Origin of the sequence: Pseudomonas neuropathica, assembly GCF_015461835.1 — a bacterium.
Taxonomy (GTDB): domain Bacteria; phylum Pseudomonadota; class Gammaproteobacteria; order Pseudomonadales; family Pseudomonadaceae; genus Aquipseudomonas; species Aquipseudomonas neuropathica.
On record NZ_JACOPX010000003.1, the window covers coordinates 375,470 to 394,154 of the forward strand.

General features: G+C 58.5%; 10 protein-coding genes. 7 read left to right on the forward strand and 3 right to left on the reverse strand.

Going from position 1 to position 18,685, the window contains the following annotated elements; all coding sequences use genetic code 11:
• Positions 1-270: 270 nt before the first annotated feature.
• On the reverse strand, positions 271-1,521 hold the full coding sequence (locus tag H8F23_RS05600; protein ID WP_095126160.1) for a ribonucleotide-diphosphate reductase subunit beta: 1,251 nt from the start codon (positions 1,519-1,521) through the stop codon (positions 271-273).
• A 542-nt stretch (positions 1,522-2,063) separates the two neighbouring features.
• Positions 2,064-2,324, reverse strand: coding sequence for a DUF2790 domain-containing protein (locus tag H8F23_RS05605; RefSeq protein WP_093430405.1), 261 nt, complete (start codon positions 2,322-2,324; stop codon positions 2,064-2,066).
• Positions 2,325-2,774: 450 nt separating this feature from the next.
• Here H8F23_RS05605 and acs point away from each other — a divergent pair, with 450 nt between their 5' ends.
• The 7 genes from acs to argR all read left to right on the forward strand — a co-directional run bounded on the left by acs (position 2,775) and on the right by argR (position 10,843).
• Complete coding sequence (gene acs / locus H8F23_RS05610; RefSeq protein ID WP_194933685.1) at positions 2,775-4,730, forward strand: acetate--CoA ligase; 1,956 nt, start codon at positions 2,775-2,777, stop codon at positions 4,728-4,730.
• A gap of 723 nt (positions 4,731-5,453) precedes the next feature.
• Positions 5,454-6,227: an ABC transporter substrate-binding protein gene (locus H8F23_RS05615; protein WP_038366516.1), complete on the forward strand. Its 774-nt coding sequence runs from the start codon at positions 5,454-5,456 to the stop codon at positions 6,225-6,227.
• Between the two features lie 91 nt (positions 6,228-6,318).
• Positions 6,319-7,008 carry an ABC transporter permease gene (locus H8F23_RS05620; protein ID WP_016773583.1) on the forward strand — a complete coding sequence of 230 codons (690 nt, stop codon included), beginning with the start codon at positions 6,319-6,321 and terminating at the stop codon, positions 7,006-7,008.
• Complete coding sequence (locus H8F23_RS05625; RefSeq protein ID WP_007912703.1) at positions 7,005-7,703, forward strand: ABC transporter permease; 699 nt, start codon at positions 7,005-7,007, stop codon at positions 7,701-7,703. Before H8F23_RS05620 ends, H8F23_RS05625 begins: the two co-directional genes overlap by 4 nt.
• A 1-nt stretch (position 7,704) precedes the next feature.
• Positions 7,705-8,817 (forward strand): M14 family metallopeptidase, encoded by a 1,113-nt coding sequence (locus H8F23_RS05630; protein ID WP_194933686.1) that lies wholly within the window; start codon positions 7,705-7,707, stop codon positions 8,815-8,817.
• 27 nt (positions 8,818-8,844) lie between these two features.
• Positions 8,845-9,609, forward strand: a complete 765-nt coding sequence (locus tag H8F23_RS05635; protein ID WP_194933687.1) for an ABC transporter ATP-binding protein — start codon at positions 8,845-8,847, stop codon at positions 9,607-9,609.
• A 241-nt stretch (positions 9,610-9,850) separates the two neighbouring features.
• Positions 9,851-10,843 (forward strand): transcriptional regulator ArgR, encoded by a 993-nt coding sequence (gene argR / locus H8F23_RS05640; protein WP_194933688.1) that lies wholly within the window; start codon positions 9,851-9,853, stop codon positions 10,841-10,843.
• 7 nt (positions 10,844-10,850) lie between these two features.
• On the opposite strand, the gene H8F23_RS05645 is transcribed toward argR, so the two are convergent.
• A complete protein-coding gene (locus H8F23_RS05645) occupies positions 10,851-18,638 on the reverse strand; it encodes a dermonecrotic toxin domain-containing protein (RefSeq protein ID WP_194933689.1) in 7,788 nt (2,595 codons plus the stop codon).
• Between the last annotated feature and the right edge of the window lie 47 nt (positions 18,639-18,685).

Genomic DNA, 18,685 nt, shown 5'->3' on the forward strand with positions numbered 1-18,685 from the left:
GAGCAGTTACCACCGACGAATTACACGTCTGTGTCACTGGCCAAACTTTCTACGTTGGGCGTTTCTTAGGCACCTGCGATAGAGCTTAGTAGTGCTCGTAGCAGGCTTCAATGGGAAGCGACTGTAAGTGCTGTAGGAGATTGAGCGCTGTGGCGTAGGCGTAAAAAGGTTTACCCATCGCCCATAAAAAAGCCCCGATCAGATCGGGGCTTTTTGCTTCTCGACTCGCCGACTCAAACAGCAATCGTCAAATCATGCCGAGCGAGACCATTAGTCCCAGCTCAGAGCACCACCAGTTTGGTACTCAATTACGCGAGTCTCAAAGAAATTCTTCTCTTTCTTCAAGTCCATAATCTCGCTCATCCAAGGGAACGGGTTAGTCGTCCCTGGGTACTCTTCCTTCAAACCAATCTGCGACAAACGACGGTTAGCGATGAACTTCAGGTAGTCCTCCATCATCGCCGCGTTCATACCCAGTACGCCGCGAGGCATGGTGTCACGTGCGTATTCGATCTCCAGTTGCGTACCCTGCAGAATCATCTGGGTCGCTTCTTCCTTCATTTCGGCATCCCACAGGTGTGGGTTTTCGATTTTGATCTGGTTGATCACGTCGATGCCGAAGTTCAGGTGCATGGATTCGTCGCGCAGGATGTATTGGAACTGCTCGGCGACGCCGGTCATTTTGTTGCGGCGGCCCATGGAGAGGATTTGGGTGAAGCCGCAGTAGAAGAAGATGCCTTCCAGCACGCAGTAGTAGGCGATCAGGTTGCGCAGCAGCTCTTTGTCGGTGTCCGGGGTGCCGGTTTCGAACTTCGGATCGGAGATCGAACGGGTGTATTTCAGGCCCCAGGCTGCCTTTTTGGCGACCGATGGGATCTCGTGGTACATGTTGAAGATTTCGCCTTCATCCATGGCCAGCGATTCGATGCAGTACTGGTAGGCGTGGGTGTGGATCGCCTCTTCGAAAGCCTGGCGCAGGATGTACTGGCGGCATTCCGGGTTGGTGATCAGGCGGTACACGGCCAGGACCAGGTTGTTGGCAACCAGGGAGTCGGCGGTGGAGAAGAAGCCGAGGTTGCGCATGACGATGCGGCGCTCGTCGTCGGTCAGGCCTTCCGGGTTTTTCCAGAGGGCGATGTCGGCGGTCATGTTGACTTCTTGCGGCATCCAGTGGTTTGCGCAACCGTCCAGGTACTTCTGCCAGGCCCAGTCGTACTTGAATGGCACGAGTTGGTTGAGGTCGGCGCGGCAGTTGATCATGCGCTTTTCGTCAACGGCGACACGGGCGGAGGCGCCTTCGAGTTCGGCGAGGCCTTCGGCAACGTCGAGGGAGTTCAGTGCAGCCTTGGCGCGAGCGACAGCGGCCGAGTCGTCGGCGGTCACGGCGCGGGCTTCCAGCGCGGCGGCGCCGCCGGCGTTGTCCAGGCGGTCCATGTTGGCTTCGCTAGCGTGGCCGGCGTTGGCGCCTTTCACTGCTGCTACTTCACTGTCTTCTTTGTCGAATTCGTCCCAGCTCAGCATGACGTGTCGTCTCCTGCGTGAGGGCCTGTGCCCGTGTGAAACCTGATTGGTTGGTTTTTCACACGGTCGTACAGACCGCGTTGGATGTCGTTTTTTGCAGCGATGCACGCAGGCAAATAAACAGAAATTTTGACGGGTTCCGAGAGCCTCTGATGGGCGCAATCAGCGTTGAACGCTGCTGCGGGGCTTCAGAATGGCTTTTGCTCCCTGTAAGGGAATATTGCTGACCCGTATGGGGCGGCATTATAGGGAAAAAAACACGGCTGTGCTGAGGCGAATCCGCGCATGGAGCGGTCGAGGAGGGTGGTTTTTCGATGAGAGTGAGGGTTTACAGGGCTTTGCCGGGGATAGATTTTTTTTCGTAAAAATCTCGCCATTGTGAATTTGCTCAAAAAACGAACAAAAAAACCGGTTTTTTACTACATCTAGTGTTTTGCAAGCATTTTTGCCGGCTTCAAACACAACTGAGCCCGACCGAAGTCGGGCTGGAATCGACCCTCAATGAAGCGCTGAGAGATCCAATTCGGTGCAGTCTCGAATCATCAATTGGTGCAGCCGTTGCCCATGATGCTGTAACGCAGGATGTGACGCTGACCTTTGGAGTCGTCGTATTCCATTTTGGCCGGAACCACTTCACAGACATTCGGAACTTCGCTCATCGACACAACTTTGGCGATGTCCAGGTGAGTCGAGTAAGTGTATTCCTCAACAACCGGTTGTTGCTGCGCGACATCAGTCGGAACCTCATCTGCCATGGCGGTTGCGCACAGACTGCTGAGGGCCAGAACCAATAAAGCTTTCATTTCAGATTTACCTTTTTGAGGTCGAGTGGGGTCACGCAACCTTTTTAGGGTTGCGTGTGGAACTTCATCGTTTGCAGTTATTACTTGAGAGCTGGATTAACGGCCTTCGTGGGGGCTGTAACGTTGTTAATCGCGTTTGCCTTGTCGGCGAGGTGAATTTTAGGGAGATGGGGCGGGGGTAAACAGAGCGGGTTTTGATAAACACCTTTGGCAGATTTGGTAACAATCCCCCAAAGAACACCTAAATCACCTGTAGGAGCTGCCGAAGGCTGCGATCTTTTGATCTTGCCTCTAAACATCCAGATCAAAAGATCGCAGCCTTCGGCAGCTCCTACACAGGGCGCGGCTGGTGGGGGAGGGCTTGTTACTACCATCGTCGAATGGTTCTATGGCCCCCGCCCCGTTACAACAGGGTCATACAAAAACAACTATTACACCGAGGTAGGAAAGATGAGTGCGGCTTCTCTGTATCCCGTTCGTCCCGAGGTTCTGGCTAACACGCTGACTGACGAGGCGACCTACAAAGCCATGTACCAGCAGTCGGTCGTCAACCCTGACGGCTTCTGGCGCGAGCAAGCCAAGCGTCTCGACTGGATCAAGCCTTTCACCACGGTGAAACAGACGTCGTTCGACGATCACCATGTCGACATCAAGTGGTTTGCCGACGGCACCCTGAACGTTTCCTACAACTGCCTCGACCGTCATCTGGCCGAGCGCGGCGATCAAGTCGCGATCATCTGGGAAGGCGACGATCCTTCCGAGAGTCGCAACATCACCTACCGCGATCTGCACGAACAAGTGTGCAAACTGGCCAACGCCCTGCGTGGTCAGGACGTGCACCGTGGCGACGTGGTGACCATTTATATGCCGATGATTCCCGAAGCCGTGGTCGCCATGCTGGCCTGTACCCGGATCGGCGCGATTCACTCGGTGGTGTTCGGTGGATTCTCGCCGGAAGCCCTGGCCGGTCGCATCATCGACTGCAAATCGAAAGTGGTGATCACCGCTGATGAAGGCATTCGTGCCGGCAAGAAGATTTCCCTCAAGGCCAACGTCGACGACGCGCTGACCAATCCGGAAACCAGCAGCATCCAGAAAGTCATCGTGTGCAAGCGCACCGGTGGCGACATCAAGTGGAACCAGCATCGCGACATCTGGTACGAAGACTTGATGAAAGTGGCGGGCACCGTTTGCGCGCCGAAAGAGATGGGCGCAGAAGAAGCGCTGTTCATCCTTTATACCTCCGGCTCGACCGGCAAGCCAAAGGGCGTGCAACACACCACCGGCGGTTATCTGCTGTACGCGGCGATGACCCACGAGCGCGTGTTCGACTACCGCCCAGGCGAAGTCTACTGGTGCACCGCCGACGTCGGCTGGGTCACCGGCCACAGCTACATCGTCTACGGCCCGCTGGCCAATGGCGCGACCACGCTGCTGTTCGAAGGTGTGCCGAACTACCCGGACATCACCCGGGTGGCGAAGATCGTCGACAAGCACAAGGTCAATATCCTCTACACCGCACCGACCGCGATTCGCGCGATGATGGCCTCGGGTCAGGCCGCCGTTGAAGGTGCGGATGGCAGCAGCCTGCGTCTGCTTGGGTCGGTCGGTGAGCCGATCAACCCGGAAGCCTGGGACTGGTACTACAAGAATGTCGGCAAGTCGCGTTGCCCGATCGTTGATACCTGGTGGCAGACCGAGACCGGCGGCAACATGATGAGCCCGTTGCCGGGTGCGCACGCGCTGAAGCCGGGTTCGGCGGCGCGTCCGTTCTTTGGTGTGGTGCCGGCGCTGGTCGACAACCTCGGTAACATCATCGAGGGCGAGGCTGAAGGCAATCTGGTGATTCTCGATTCGTGGCCAGGTCAGGCACGCACGCTGTATGGCGATCACGATCGTTTCGTCGATACCTACTTCAAGACCTTCCGTGGCATGTACTTCACCGGTGACGGCGCGCGCCGTGACGCCGATGGTTACTACTGGATCACTGGTCGCGTGGATGACGTGCTTAACGTATCGGGTCACCGCATGGGCACCGCCGAGATCGAGAGCGCGATGGTTGCGCATCCGAAAGTTGCCGAGGCGGCTGTTGTGGGTGTGCCGCATGACATCAAGGGGCAGGGCATTTATGTCTATGTCACCTTGAAAAATGGCGAAGAGCCGACTGAGCAACTGCGTCTGGAACTGAAAAACTGGGTGCGTAAGGAGATCGGGCCGATTGCTTCGCCGGACGTGATCCAGTGGGCACCGGGGTTGCCGAAGACGCGTTCGGGCAAGATCATGCGCCGCATTCTGCGCAAGATTGCCACGGCGGAATATGACGGGTTGGGGGATATCTCGACGCTGGCGGATCCGGGTGTAGTGCAGCATTTGATTGATACGCACAAGACCATGAATGTTGCTTAAGTAGGGGGTCTGAAAAGGAAGCCCCGTCCGGTGTATGCCGGGTGGGGCTTTTTTGTGTCTTCAGGTTTTGTGGTGGCTGGGCTGGCCTCTTCGCGAGCAGGCTCACTCCTACAGGGATCGCATTCCACCTGAAGAAACGCGATCAACTGTAGGAGTGAGCCTGCTCGCGATAGCAATTTGTCAGACGCCGGGGTAGTCCATTGTCGGAATACAAATCGACCCAACCAATAATTATCGATCTACCCCGTAAGACATTTCCCACTGTTACCCAACACCTTCCTCGTAACCGAATGTGTAACCGCCCGCTCCGCGACGGGGCAAAGGGAAACGCATTGCCCCGTTTTAGAGCCTCGAAACCCCCGGTGAAAAATAAGACACAACGCTGCGCTTGCCGGATTAGAAGGGTTTGCGAATAATAGGCCCGCAATTTGCAGCATAGATCGGTTCACTGTCTTTCGCTCTTGCATGAAATTGCAGGGCTGTCAATGCGCCCAAGTCGCTTTCTCTGTGCATCTGTAATTAGTTGTCGCATTGAAGAAATATCGGCTTCGGGCCTGTCGTTAGAATGCCGATCACTCGCTCATCGTGGCTGACGTTGAAATCTCTGACGGTTTCAATGGGAAATTTCCCACCGATGCAGCAACCGATTTCCCGATTCACCCATTCGCATATTGGGCTGTCGCTCACTCTGCCGTTTTTGCCCTTTACCGATGGAGTCCCGAGATGAAGAAACTTGTGCTGCTTGGCGCCCTGGCACTGTCCGTGCTGTCGATGAACGCCTTCGCTGACGAAAAACCTCTGAAGATCGGTATCGAAGCGGCTTACCCTCCGTTCGCTTCGAAAGCACCGGACGGCAGCATCGTCGGTTTCGACTACGACATCGGCAACGCTCTGTGCGAGCAGATGCAGGTCAAGTGTGTGTGGGTCGAGCAAGAGTTCGACGGTCTGATCCCGGCACTGAAAGTGCGCAAGATCGACGCGATTCTGTCGTCCATGTCGATCACTGAAGATCGCAAGAAGTCGGTCGACTTCACCAACAAGTACTACAACACCCCGGCACGCCTGGTCATGAAGGCCGGTACTCAGGTCAGCGAAGGTCTGGCTGAGCTGAAGGGCAAGAACATCGGCGTGCAACGTGGTTCGATCCACGAGCGTTTCGCCCGCGAAGTCCTGGCGCCACTGGGTGCCGAGATCAAGCCGTACGGCTCGCAGAACGAAATCTACCTCGACGTGGCCGCCGGTCGCCTCGACGGCACCGTGGCTGACGCCACCCTGCTGCAAGACGGCTTCCTCAACACTGACGCCGGCAAAGGCTTTGCGTTTGCAGGCCCGGCGTTCACCGACGTCAAATACTTCGGCGACGGCGTAGGCATCGCAGTCCGTAAGGGCGACGCCCTGAAAGACAAGATCAATGCTGCCATCGCGGCCATCCGCGAAAACGGCAAATACAAGGCAATCCAGGACAAGTACTTCGCCTTCGATATCTACGGCAAGTAACACGTCTCTGCGACAAGTCCGAAATGGCGCAAGCAACAGGATCTCTGCGGTTTGCGCCATTTTTTCATCCCAACTTTCGAGGACCTGAATCATGTTGAAAGGCTACGGGGCTGTCATCCTCGATGGCGCATGGCTGACGCTTCAGCTCGCCTTGTCGTCCATGGCTCTGGCCATCGTTCTCGGGCTGATCGGTGTCGCGTTACGCCTGTCGCCGGTGCGCTGGCTGGCCTGGCTGGGCGATCTGTATTCCACGGTGATCCGCGGGATTCCTGATCTGGTGCTGATCCTGCTGATCTTTTACGGCGGTCAGGACTTGCTCAACCGCGTCGCACCGATGCTCGGCTATGACGATTACATCGACCTGAACCCGCTGGCCGCCGGTATCGGCACCCTCGGTTTCATCTTCGGTGCGTACCTGTCGGAAACCTTCCGTGGCGCCTTCATGGCCATTCCAAAAGGTCAGGCCGAAGCGGGCATGGCGTACGGCATGAGTAGTTTTCAGGTGTTCTTCCGGGTGATGGTGCCGCAGATGATTCGTCTGGCGATCCCGGGCTTCACCAACAACTGGCTGGTACTCACCAAGGCGACCGCGCTGATTTCCGTGGTCGGTCTGCAAGACATGATGTTCAAGGCCAAGCAGGCGGCAGATGCCACTCGCGAGCCTTTCACCTTCTTCCTCGCAGTGGCGGCGATGTACCTGGTGATCACCAGCGTCTCGTTGCTGGCATTGCGTCACCTTGAGAAGCGCTACTCGGTAGGCGTAAGGGCGGCTGATCTATGATCTTCGACTACAACGTCATTTGGGAGGCCATGCCGCTGTACCTCGGCGGCTTGCTGACCACCCTCAAATTGCTCGCGCTGTCGCTGTTTTTCGGTCTGCTCGCGGCTCTGCCGCTGGGGCTGATGCGCGTCTCGAAGAACCCGGTCGTCAACGGCGCCGCGTGGCTTTACACCTACGTGATCCGTGGCACGCCGATGCTGGTGCAGCTGTTCCTGATCTACTACGGTCTGGCGCAGTTCGAAGCAGTACGCGAAAGCTTCTTGTGGCCGTGGCTGTCCAGTGCAACGTTCTGCGCGTGCCTGGCCTTCGCGGTCAACACCAGCGCCTACACCGCTGAGATTATTGCCGGCAGCCTCAAGGCCACGCCGAACGGTGAGATCGAAGCGGCCAAGGCCATGGGCATGTCGCGCTTCAAGCTGTACAAGCGCATTCTGCTGCCATCGGCCCTGCGCCGGGCGCTGCCGCAGTACAGCAACGAAGTGATCATGATGCTGCAGACCACCAGTCTGGCGTCCATCGTGACCTTGATCGACATCACTGGCGCGGCACGTACCGTCAACGCGCAGTTCTATCTGCCGTTCGAGGCGTACATCACCGCTGGCGTGTTCTACCTGTGCCTGACCTTTATTCTGGTCAAACTGTTCAAACTGGCCGAGCGTCGCTGGTTGAGCTACCTGGCCCCGCGGAAGCACTGATATGGAACGCATCGACCACGTATTGCCGTGGAGCCACCTGGGCAGCGAGCGCAAGATTTCGGTTTTTCGCTTCGGTCATGGCGAGCGCAAGGCCTACATTCAAGCCAGCCTCCACGCTGACGAATTGCCGGGCATGCGCACCGCTTGGGAGCTGAAAAAGCGCCTCGGCGAACTCGAAGCCAAAGGCTTGCTCAACGGTGTCATCGAGCTGGTGCCGGTCGCCAACCCGTTGGGTCTCGGGCAATTGCTGCAAGGCAATCACCAGGGCCGTTTCGAGGCGGGCAGCGGCAAGAACTTCAATCGTGATTTCGTTGAGCTGAGCGCGCCGGTTGCGGCCGCTTTGGCCGACAGTCTCGGTGATGATCCGCACGTCAATGTGCGCCTGATCCGTCAGGCCATGGCCGATCATCTGGCGGCATTGCCAGAGGCGAGCAGCCAGTTGCAGGGCATGCAGCGTGTGTTGCTCAGCCATGCCTGCACCGCCGACGTGGTGCTGGACTTGCACTGCGATGCCGAAGCCGCGTTGCACATGTATGCGTTGCCGCAGCACTGGCCGCAGTGGCGCTCACTGGCCGCGCACCTGAATGTGAAGGTCGGATTGCTGGCGGAAGATTCCGGCGGCAGTTCGTTCGATGAAGCCTGTTCGCTGCCGTGGCTGCGTCTGTCGCGGCAGTTCCCCGATGCGCAGATTCCGCTGGCGTGTCTGGCGACGACCATTGAACTGGGTGGTCAGGCCGACACCGGTCGCGCCGAAGCGCAGGCGTATGCTGAAGGCATTCTCGCCTTCCTCGCCGAGCAAGGTTTGATCACTGGCGAGTGGCCGAACCCGGCGCACGAAGCCTGTGAAGGCATGCCGTTCGAAGGCACCGAGTTGCTGTTCGCGCCGCATCCGGGCGTCGTGAGTTTTCTGCGCAAACCCGGCGAGTGGGTCGAGGCCGGCGACGAGATTTTTGAAGTGATTGATCCTCTGTCCGATCGGGTCAGCACGGTGTGTGCTGGTACCTCCGGGGTGCTGTTTGCCATTGAACGGCTGCGTTATGCCCAACCCGGTTTCTGGCTGGCCAAGGTGGCGGGGCGCGAAGCGCTGCGTCACGGGCGCTTGCTCAACGACTGACTGACTGTTTTTGTGAGAACCGACCGCATGTACAAACTTGAAGTCCAAGACCTGCATAAACGCTATGGCAGTCACGAAGTGCTCAAGGGCGTGTCCCTGAAAGCGGCAGCCGGCGATGTGATCAGCATCATCGGCTCCAGTGGCTCCGGCAAAAGTACTTTCCTGCGCTGCATCAACCTGCTCGAGCAGCCGCACGCGGGCAAGATTCTGCTCAACAACGAAGAGCTGAAACTGGTAGCGAACAAGGACGGCGCGCTGAAAGCCGCTGATCCGAAACAGCTGCAACGCATGCGTTCGCGCCTGTCGATGGTGTTCCAGCATTTCAACCTGTGGTCGCACATGACCGCGCTGGAAAACATCATGGAAGCGCCGGTGCATGTACTCGGCGTGTCCAAGGCTGAAGCCCGCGAGAAAGCCGAGCACTACCTGAACAAGGTCGGCGTGGCCCATCGCAAAGATGCGTTCCCGGGGCACATGTCCGGTGGCGAGCAGCAGCGCGTGGCGATCGCCCGTGCACTGGCGATGGAGCCGGAAGTGATGCTGTTCGACGAGCCGACTTCGGCGCTTGACCCGGAACTGGTGGGCGACGTGCTGAAAGTCATGCAAGCGCTGGCTCAGGAAGGTCGCACCATGGTCGTGGTCACGCACGAAATGGGCTTCGCCCGTGAAGTGTCGAACCAGTTGGTGTTCCTGCACAAAGGTTTGGTGGAAGAAAGCGGCAACCCGCGTGAAGTGCTGGTGAATCCGCAATCGGAACGTTTGCAGCAATTCCTCTCGGGCAGCCTCAAGTAATCGCTGCCGTTATGCACCTGATTAGGTCATGCTTCGCGACCTAGAGACTGACCGAGATCCCTTGTAGGAGCTGCCGCAGGCTGCGATCTTTTGACTTTGCTTTTAAGATCAAAAGATCGCAGCCTCGTTTTACTCGACAGCTCCTACAGTTGACCGGTGTTGGTCTCATGATTTGTGTTCATTTACGGGCTAGCATTGGCCCATGCCTTCATCACTGTTCTTCGTTTCGGATCGCCCGCCCATGACTGCCCATCGAATTGGTTTCCTGATTTGGCCCAGCACTAAAGCGTTGACGCTGGCGCTGGCGGAGGAAGCCTTGCGTGTTGCTCAGCGTGTGCACCCGGAGGTGGTTTACGAGCTGTCGTTCCTGCAGGCGGAAGCCGTGACCGCAGCGGCGGCCGAAGGCACCTGGCAATTGCCCGGTGAAGCCTGGACCGGCAAACTCGAAAACTTCCAGAAACTGTTCCTGCTCGCTGACGAGCCGCCGACCACATTGGCGCCGGCACTCAGCAGTGCGCTCAAGCAATTGGTACGTGCGGGTACAGTCATCGGCGGTCTGTCGGCCGGTGTCTATCCGTTGGCACAACTGGGGTTGCTCGACGGTTATCGTGCTGCCGTGCACTGGCGCTGGCAGGACGATTTCGCCGAGCGTTTCCCTAAAGTCATTGCCACCAGTCACCTGTTCGACTGGGATCGTGATCGCCTGACCGCGTGTGGCGGCATGTCCGTGCTTGATCTGCTGCTGGCGGTATTGGCTCGCGATCACGGTGCAGAGTTGGCCGGAGCGGTTTCGGAAGAACTGGTCGTTGAACGCATTCGCGAGGGCGGCGAGCGTCAGCGCATCCCGTTGCAGAACCGTCTCGGCTCCAGCCATCCGAAGCTCACCCAAGCGGTGTTGCTGATGGAAGCCAACATCGAAGAACCGCTGACCACCGACGAAATCGCCCAGCATGTGTGCGTGTCCCGTCGCCAGTTGGAGCGGATCTTCAAGCAATACCTCAACCGTGTGCCGAGCCAGTACTACCTGGAACTGCGCCTGAACAAGGCCCGGCAGATGTTGATGCAGACCAGCAAGTCGATCATCCAGATCGGCCTGTCCTGTGGCTTCTCCTCGGGGCCGCATTTCTCCAGCGCCTATCGCAACTTCTTCGGTGCCACACCGCGGGAAGATCGCAACCAGCGGCGCAGCAGCAGCCCGTTCGAGTTGTCGTCAGTGCCGCCAGAACGTGGCTGACGGCGGGTCAGCTATGCCTTGTCGATGGTAATGGTCGCTCCTCGCCATCGGAAAAATCCGAATCCACGAAGTCGTCAAGTTCGCGCCGGGCCTCCGGCATCCATCTTTCGTTAATTTGCTCGTTAAACGCCGTGGTGTATCTGTCCAGGCGTTGCTGACTTTCCGGGTGAAGGGGGTTGTCGTCGAAGTCGTATTCGGTCACCGCGTTGCCGGGCTGTAAAGGAAACTCGCTTGGCAACTCGGTAATCGCGTTCCCGGACAAGTCCGCGTACATCAATCGAGGCAGCTCGAACAGACCGTCAGGCACTTTGGTCAAGGCGCAATTGCCGAAACGCACATCGGTCATCTGCGGGAAATGACTCAGGTCTGGGGCTCTGTTGAGCGGATTGTTGCTCAGGTCTACCGATCTCAGGTTTTTCAAGGCTGCGAAGGCCTCTGCAGTCTGCGCAGTCAGAGTGATTTGACAGTCGGGCAGATACAGGCTGCGCAGCCTGTCCATACCGAGTATCGAGGGAGGAATCTCGCCCAGCGGATAGTGGCGGATCTCGACGTCTTTGAGCTTCGGAAAAAGCGCCAGCAGACGATCAACCCGAGGCGGGGCCGACGCTCTGGTGGTGAGTTTCAATTGTTCGATGTGGTCAAAGCGTGCGGTCAGCGGCGGCAGTTCACCGGTAAACGACAACTCGCAGTTGACCTCTGGACCTGTCAGGTGCGTGGGCGCCCGGCGCAGCTCGTTTTCCAGGTTGTCCCTGAAATGTTGGCGTTTGAGTTTTTCCCTCGCTGCAGCGTCGTTCCCAAATGGCATCTGCGTCACAGCATCGCTGGGGATCTCATCTGCCCAGGTGCCCAGGCGTTCGAGCAGGCGGGTGAGGTCGGTTTTGCGGCGCATCAGTTCAAGACGTCCATCGGCCAGCGTACCCGGAAGGCTGTAGATAAGATCGTTGGCGTCGAAGCCGGACAGCGATGGGTACAGACTTTGAGCCAGTTCGATGTCGTCCTGTTGGGCCGAGATACCAAAGTTGTCGGCTTTGGCCTGGAAGGCGGCTTTGACTCGTTCTCTGGAAGCCACTGACAATGGGTTGCCGCCCAGTTCAATACCGCGACCGGAATAACGCGTCAGTTGCGCCGGCAGTTCGATGATGTTGTTGTCGCTCAGCAACGCCACTTCCAGATGCGGCAGCTGTTCCAGCCCGACAGGCACACTATCGATCCCGGTGTTGATCAGATCGATGAACGTCAGGTTTTGCAGGGTCGATACATCGGGCGTGGCCTGCAATGTGTTGCTGTACAAGTCCAGCGATTTCAATCGGGTCAGCGTGGACAGGATCGCTTGTCCGTCAGGATCCAGAGTGATCTGGCACTTGCTCAGCATCAACGTTTCGAGCGACGGCAGACCTTGCAGTGCTTGAGGTATGCGGCCGAGGGCAAAGCCCTGCAGTTCCAGTCCCTGCAATCCGCTGAAGCTTCTGAGAAAACCCCCGGAAACCTTAAGCCCTGGATTGCCCTGAAGATTGAGATGCGTGATGTGAGTGAAATCGGTGCTCAGCTCCGGTAACTCACCGGTAAACGCCGGCTTGGCATCGAAAGTGTTGAACCGTAGTGCTGAATTGTCGTTACGCCGGCCGCGCCAGAGTTGCTCAAGCTTGTCGCGAAATTCTTGTCTGGCGGCGAGTTCTGTGGCTTTTTCCTGCGCAGTCCATGGCAGTTCAGTCAACGGATTGTTGACCGGCAAACGCTCACGCCACGCGTTGAGATCGCCCATCATTCGGGCGATTTCTGCCTCCCAACTGAGCAGTTGAGTCGTGCCGGCCAGCAATGTCCCGGGCAGGCGATAAATCATGTTGATGGCCGCGTTGTCACCCAGTCGCGGGAACAGTCTTTGCGCCATGGCAATGTCAGCCGATGCCGGTTTGACCCGGAAGTTGCGTCCCTGTGTGGCGTAGTAGCGCTTGATGCGCTCGCGAGCATTCAAGGACAGCGGATTATCGTTCAGATATACGCCGTCGGCCTGATCGGAACTCAAGCTGAAAATCGCGTCCGGCAGCTCGGTGATGTTGTTGTTATTGAGATGGAGAATTTCAAGTGCCGGATGCTCGGCGATACCCTTGGGCACGCTGCTGATATCGGTATGGGCAAGTGAAACGCTCGTCAGGTCTGGCAAGGCGTTCAAATCAGGTGCGATTGTCAGCGGGTTGTGGCTCAGATCGAGCAACTGCAGTTTGGACATGGCACCGAGCAGTTGCTGCCCTTCAGGCGTGAGTGTCAGCGCGCAGTCAGTCAGTTTTAGCGTTTTGAGATCCTTGAGGCGCCCGACGAATGAGGGGATGTCATCGAGCGCGAAGGCTTTCAGTTCCAGCGCCTGCAGATTCGGAAACAAGGCAGCAAATGAATCGATGCCTGTAGTCGTTGCATTGCCTGCAAGCTGGAGGCTTGTCACGTGATCGAAATTCACAGTCAGGCGGGGCAGTTCGCCGAAGAACTTCAGGTCTGTCGCAAAAGACGCGGTGCGCGCGCCGCTGTCAATTGACCTTTCACGCCAGAAATCCTCCGTGAGCTCCTTGAAGGCGGAACGCGCGGCTTGTTGCTCCAGACGCTCGCCTTCGCTAAGCACCTGACCTGTAACCGGGTGCGCTGATGGAGTTTCCAGTGCCCAGCGCGCCAGATCCTCGCGCATTTGTTGCAGCTCCGCTCTCCAGCGCACGAGTTGTTTTCGACCGCCGGCCAGGTCGCCAGGCAAGTCGTAGATCATCTCGCTGGCCTTTTGGGCGTTCAGACCGGGAAACAACTGCCGGGCGAGGGCAACGTCTTGCTCGTCAGCCATTACGTCAAAGTCGTTTCGATGGCTACGGAAGTAGCTCTTGATCTGGTCGCGGGAGGCTGCCGATAGCGGGTTGTCGGCAAGGTAAATGCCGTCACTGCGGTCGGCGGGAAGGTCGAACAGCGCGTCAGGCAGTTGCGTGATGCGGTTCCCCGCAAGCACCACGGTTCGAAACCCCGGATGGCTGGTCAATCCTTCAGGCACGACGGTCAGCCCGCAGTTGGACAGGTCGAGATCGTCCAGTTGGGGCAGCAGGTTCAGGTTGGGGAACGTCCCCAACGGATTGTTGCTCAAGTTCAGCGAGTCGAGGCTGTCGAGTGAAAGCAGCACAGCCTGATTTTCCGGGGTCATGACCACGCCACAATTTTTCAGCTCCAGGTCGGTCAGTCGAGGCAGTTTTACTTCGCCAAGCGCAAGCGGCTCCAGTTCGAAGCCGTTCATTTTCAGCTTGGTCAGGTTGGGGAAGCACTCGACGAAGCGCAGGGCGTTGGTGATATTGGCGTTACCGGTGAGGTCCAGCCGGGTAACGTGCTCGAAACCGGCGTTGAGCGTCGGCATATCCCCCGTGAACGTTGCTGTTGCCCTGAGGGCCTCGAGGCGGTAGAAGCCGGGCGGGCTGCGCCAGAGCTGCTCGATCTGTTGCGCAAAGGATCGCCTGGCATCCAGTTCGCGGGTTTGTGCTTCAAGGGGCAGACGTTCGCCCGTCTCAGGGTCAAGGACGGCGGCCTGGTTGGTCCATTGATTGAGTTCGAGGTTCAGGGCGCCGAGTTCATCTTCCCAGCGCGACAACTGTGCACCGAATTCGACCAACGGCCCGGGCAGTCGGTACAACACCTGTGTGGCTTTTTCAGCATCAAGGGCTGGGAACAAGGCGATCGTGCGCTGCAGATCCTCCTGCGGAGGCCGGACACCGAAGTACTTTCCGGTGTGCTCGAAGAACACTTTCACCCGTTCGCGAGAGGCCGCACTCAACGGGTTGTCAGCAAAGGTGTAACCGTTGCTGAGGGAGCTGGGCAGGTTGAAAAACCTTTCCGGTATCCGGGTGATGCGGTTGCGATCGAATTGCGCCGAGATCAGGCGTGGATGATCCAGCAAGTCGTCGGGCACCGTGTAAATACCGGTATTCGACAGGTTGACGTAACGCAATGCAGGCATCGAGTGCAGGTCCGGCGGCAAGCCCAGCGCGTTGCCTTCCAGATCGAGCAGGGTGAGTTGCGGCATAGAGGCGAACACCGACTCGGTGACCGTTGTCAGGCTGACTCGGCAATCGCGTAATCTCAATTCGCGCAGCGAGCGCATCGAGGTCAGCGCTTGTGGCAGGCTTGGCAGGTTGAGGTTGTGCGCATGCAGAATCTGCAACTGACTGAAAGACTGCAAAAAGCGCTCGACCGAGGTGGTCATGGGGCTGCCATCAATGTAGAGCGAAGTGATATGACTGAAATCGCTCGAGAGGACGGGCAAGTCGCCGATGATGGCGTGCTTCAGCAGCACGGCGTGCCCGGCGGCGAAGTCCTGTTGATCGTAGTGCGTGACGTTCTCCCGTCGCCAGCTTTTGAGTAATTCGTCGCTGAGCAACCTGCGGTTCTGGATTTCGGCGCGCTTCTCCAGCGGCGTGAGCGCCGTGCCGGTTTCGGGGTGAATGGCGGGCGGATTGTTGGCCCAGACATGCAGTTCGTTCTGCAATTGCAGGTAGTCATTTTGCAAGCGAAGTATCTCTGCGCGCGAGCCAGCGGGACTGCGCAGCATGCTTTCGGCGAGAAAGTCCAACTCATGCCTCGGCATCCGCGGGTAGAGCCCCCGGATGTCTTCTTCGAGTGTGCGCGGTTGGGAACTGGGGCGCGGCGGACGTGGTGGAGCAGGGGGATAACCATCGGTCCCCAGTAGCCGCAGCGTGTCGACAGCCGACGGTTGGGTCGGCGTCTCGCCGATCACCTGACGCAACTCGTTGCGCTCAAGCGAACGTTCGCGGATGGTCGCCTTCAGCGCCTGGCCCTGGCCAATCCGGATGTCGAGGTTCTGGCGCTCGCTGTCGGGTAATGCGTACAACAGGCTGGAATAGAAATCGCTGAACGAATGCAGCTGCTGCCCACGATCGTCGTAAGGTTGATATTGGCCATCGTCGCGGCGAACCAGAACCTTGTGTGCGGCTGCATCTTCACGGCCGATGGTGTCCAGTAACGGGCCCTCGTAGCGCTTGTCACGGATCTCGATGCGTACATCGCCGCTCCAGCCCGGCAACAATTTGAGACTGTGCAGCGCCAGAGAGTCGGAGTCGGAATTGCTCACCGAGTCCAGCTCCAGGCCTTCATAGGCGCGGGTAACGCGCACTTCCTGACTGGCCATCTGCATGAGTGCCTGCTGGCGCGCGGGCAATTGTCCTTCGCTGATCTGCAACAGTTCGCTGCCGGTCGCAGTATCGAGCAGTTCGCGGGTGATGCTGGCCGGCAGTTCGGGAGGGTGGGCCTTGAGTCGTGCCGCCAGCGGATCATCGAGGTGCTGAAGGGCCTGATAACGCCTCTCGAACAGCGCGCTTCTGTTACGTTTGGCGAGATCGGCCACTTGCTTGCGCAGGTTCTGGCTGCGTACCTCGATGGACAGTGTCGGTCCCGCGAAGGGTTCGTTCAACAAGGCTTTGATCTGCGTCTCGTCGAGGCTATAGAGCAGGGTTTTAAGCACGTCGTCACCGAGCAGGCTGTCCTGGCGCAGTTCGGTCACGGGCAGGTTTGCATCCGCAGACGATTGCCACAGCTGCTGCCCTTGTCGATCGAGCAGACGCAGGCACTTATCGCTTGGCCAACGCCCGTATTCGCTGAGCACCTGCAGCTGTGTGACCGGGTCGGCGCGCAAAAACTCTTCGGCGACATTGCTGTCGAGCTGATCGATAAAGCGTTGCAACTGCTGATCAATCTTGAAGCGCTGGATACTGTCGGCAAGCAAAGGCGGGACTTTCTCCTGATTGACGTGCATTTTGCGCAACGCGTCTTCGCTGGTTCCGCTGATCCGCAAGACGGTTTCGCGCTCGTTCGGCGACAGGCTCTCGACGGAAGAACCGATACGGCGCAGAACCGTCTCGCCGTCCCATTCCAGCGGTTGCTCGAGTTCAGTGTGCCAGGCGCCTTCGCCATTGTGGCGCACCAGCGGTTGGTAGGCGTCGGGGCGGCTCGGGTGTTCGATGCGGAACTGCCCCGGCACCTGGCTTTCTTTTACGGCAAAGTGGGCATCCTCCAAGGGCAGCAGGCGCTTGCCCTGATGCGTGTGCAAACCCAGCGCATCGGGTTGCGAATCGGCAGTGGGGCCCTGCGGGTGCTTGTAGCGTTCGAGATCCGGTTCCCAATAGCGGGTCTCACCACTGGCCAGTTGTACCGGTTTGAAGCGGTCGATGAACGCCACGACTTCCTTGGGCAATACCTTGCGGAACTCGGCTGCGCCAATCTTGCCGCCCACGGCGAACAGGCCCAACTGGATCATCGATTCCACGGTGCCCATCAAGTGTTCCAAGGCTTCGGTCGTTCGCCCCTGCGCCCACTCGACGATGCCTTCGAACGCCTCATCGAGCATTTGATAGGCCATGTACGCCATCATGGCTTCACCCAGCACCGGCACGAACGGCGCAACGATCAGCGCGGCGGTTTGCACGATGGTGGAGATGATGTTGCTCACCGAGTCCCAGAAGGCCCAGCGCGCTTTCTGGTCGACCACGGCGGTGGGTACGGCGATCACCCGGGCGTCATTGAAGATCTTGTTCAGTTTCGCGTGATGGATGTGTTGCCAGAGATCGTCGTGGAACACGGTCAGCGTGGTTTGCAGGTCCGGGCGCTCGACAGCGGTGTCGCGCCATGCGGGCAGCGAGCTGCCGGACTCGGGCGGGTGCCACATGATCTGGCTCAAGCGGCTATTGAGGGTGCTGAAGAAAACACCTCGGTGTTCGTGGTTCACGAATCGGCTGAAAAACTGCTGGTAGTCTTTCGAGCGCAACTGGCGGGTCAGTTCGGCGATCATTTCATAGGTCGAGGCGTACTCCTTGAAGGGATGCTCGGGATCGTCGGGGACATAAGCCACCACCCGCGCGGGATCTCGCGAGGTGTAAAGATCGGGGGCAAACACGACGATACCGGTCAGTGGCGCGCACAGCATCCCCATGTCATGGCACAACACTGCTGCCCCGCTGATATACAGGCCCTTCATGCCGTCGAGCACGGCATCGATCAAGCGAAAATAGCTTTCCGACACATCGCGGTTCATCCGCGCCCACTGCAGGGCGGCTTTCATCGCGGCTTTCTGGCTGTCATCGATTTTGTTGCGCAGCACGGTGGCCACCATCGGATCGGTATAGCCGAGGTTGTCTTCGAGATGGGCCTTGTATCGCGCGCCGATGTCCAGCCTTCGGCACAACCGAGTGAATGCGACGATGCTCATTTTCGCCTTGATCGCCGGCAGGGGGCTGAACTGGCCGCTGGCGGTGGGACGAGTGACGAAGGTCGAGTCAGCTTCGAAGGCGTCGTCACGGGTTTCCGATTCCTCGAAGTTGTGCAGCGCGGCCTCCAGTAACGACACGGTCCAGGCGCGCGTGCCGGTGCGGATCGGAAACCATGGAGTGGTTGCGGGGATGTACAGACGCACGAAGGTGTTGCGCACATCCAGGTCCAGGTCGAAACAGTTTTTCAGTTCTTGCTGGAGCAAGGGCTCGGCAAAGGTGCTGGCGTCCTGCAAGTGTTCCAGGCTTTGATCGACCTTGCTTTGCGCGGCCCATTGCTTGGCGTTGAGGCTATTCATCTGCTGATGTTGCTCGGCAGGTGCCGACTGGAGAGTGAGGGACAGGCGCGGCAGGCTGTTCGTGAGTGCCTGGCGGCGAGTCGGTGTCGCGGCGCCGAGCCAATCGGGCAAGGCATTTTTCAGCGGCAGGTAATGATCGTCTGGATGCAGCGCGTTGTTCGTGGCGGTCGAGGCTGTCGGAGGGTGTCGCTGAGTCAGGTGCATGGGCCATTCCTTGGCGTTGAAAAGAGCGCGCAGCAAATCAGCAACCG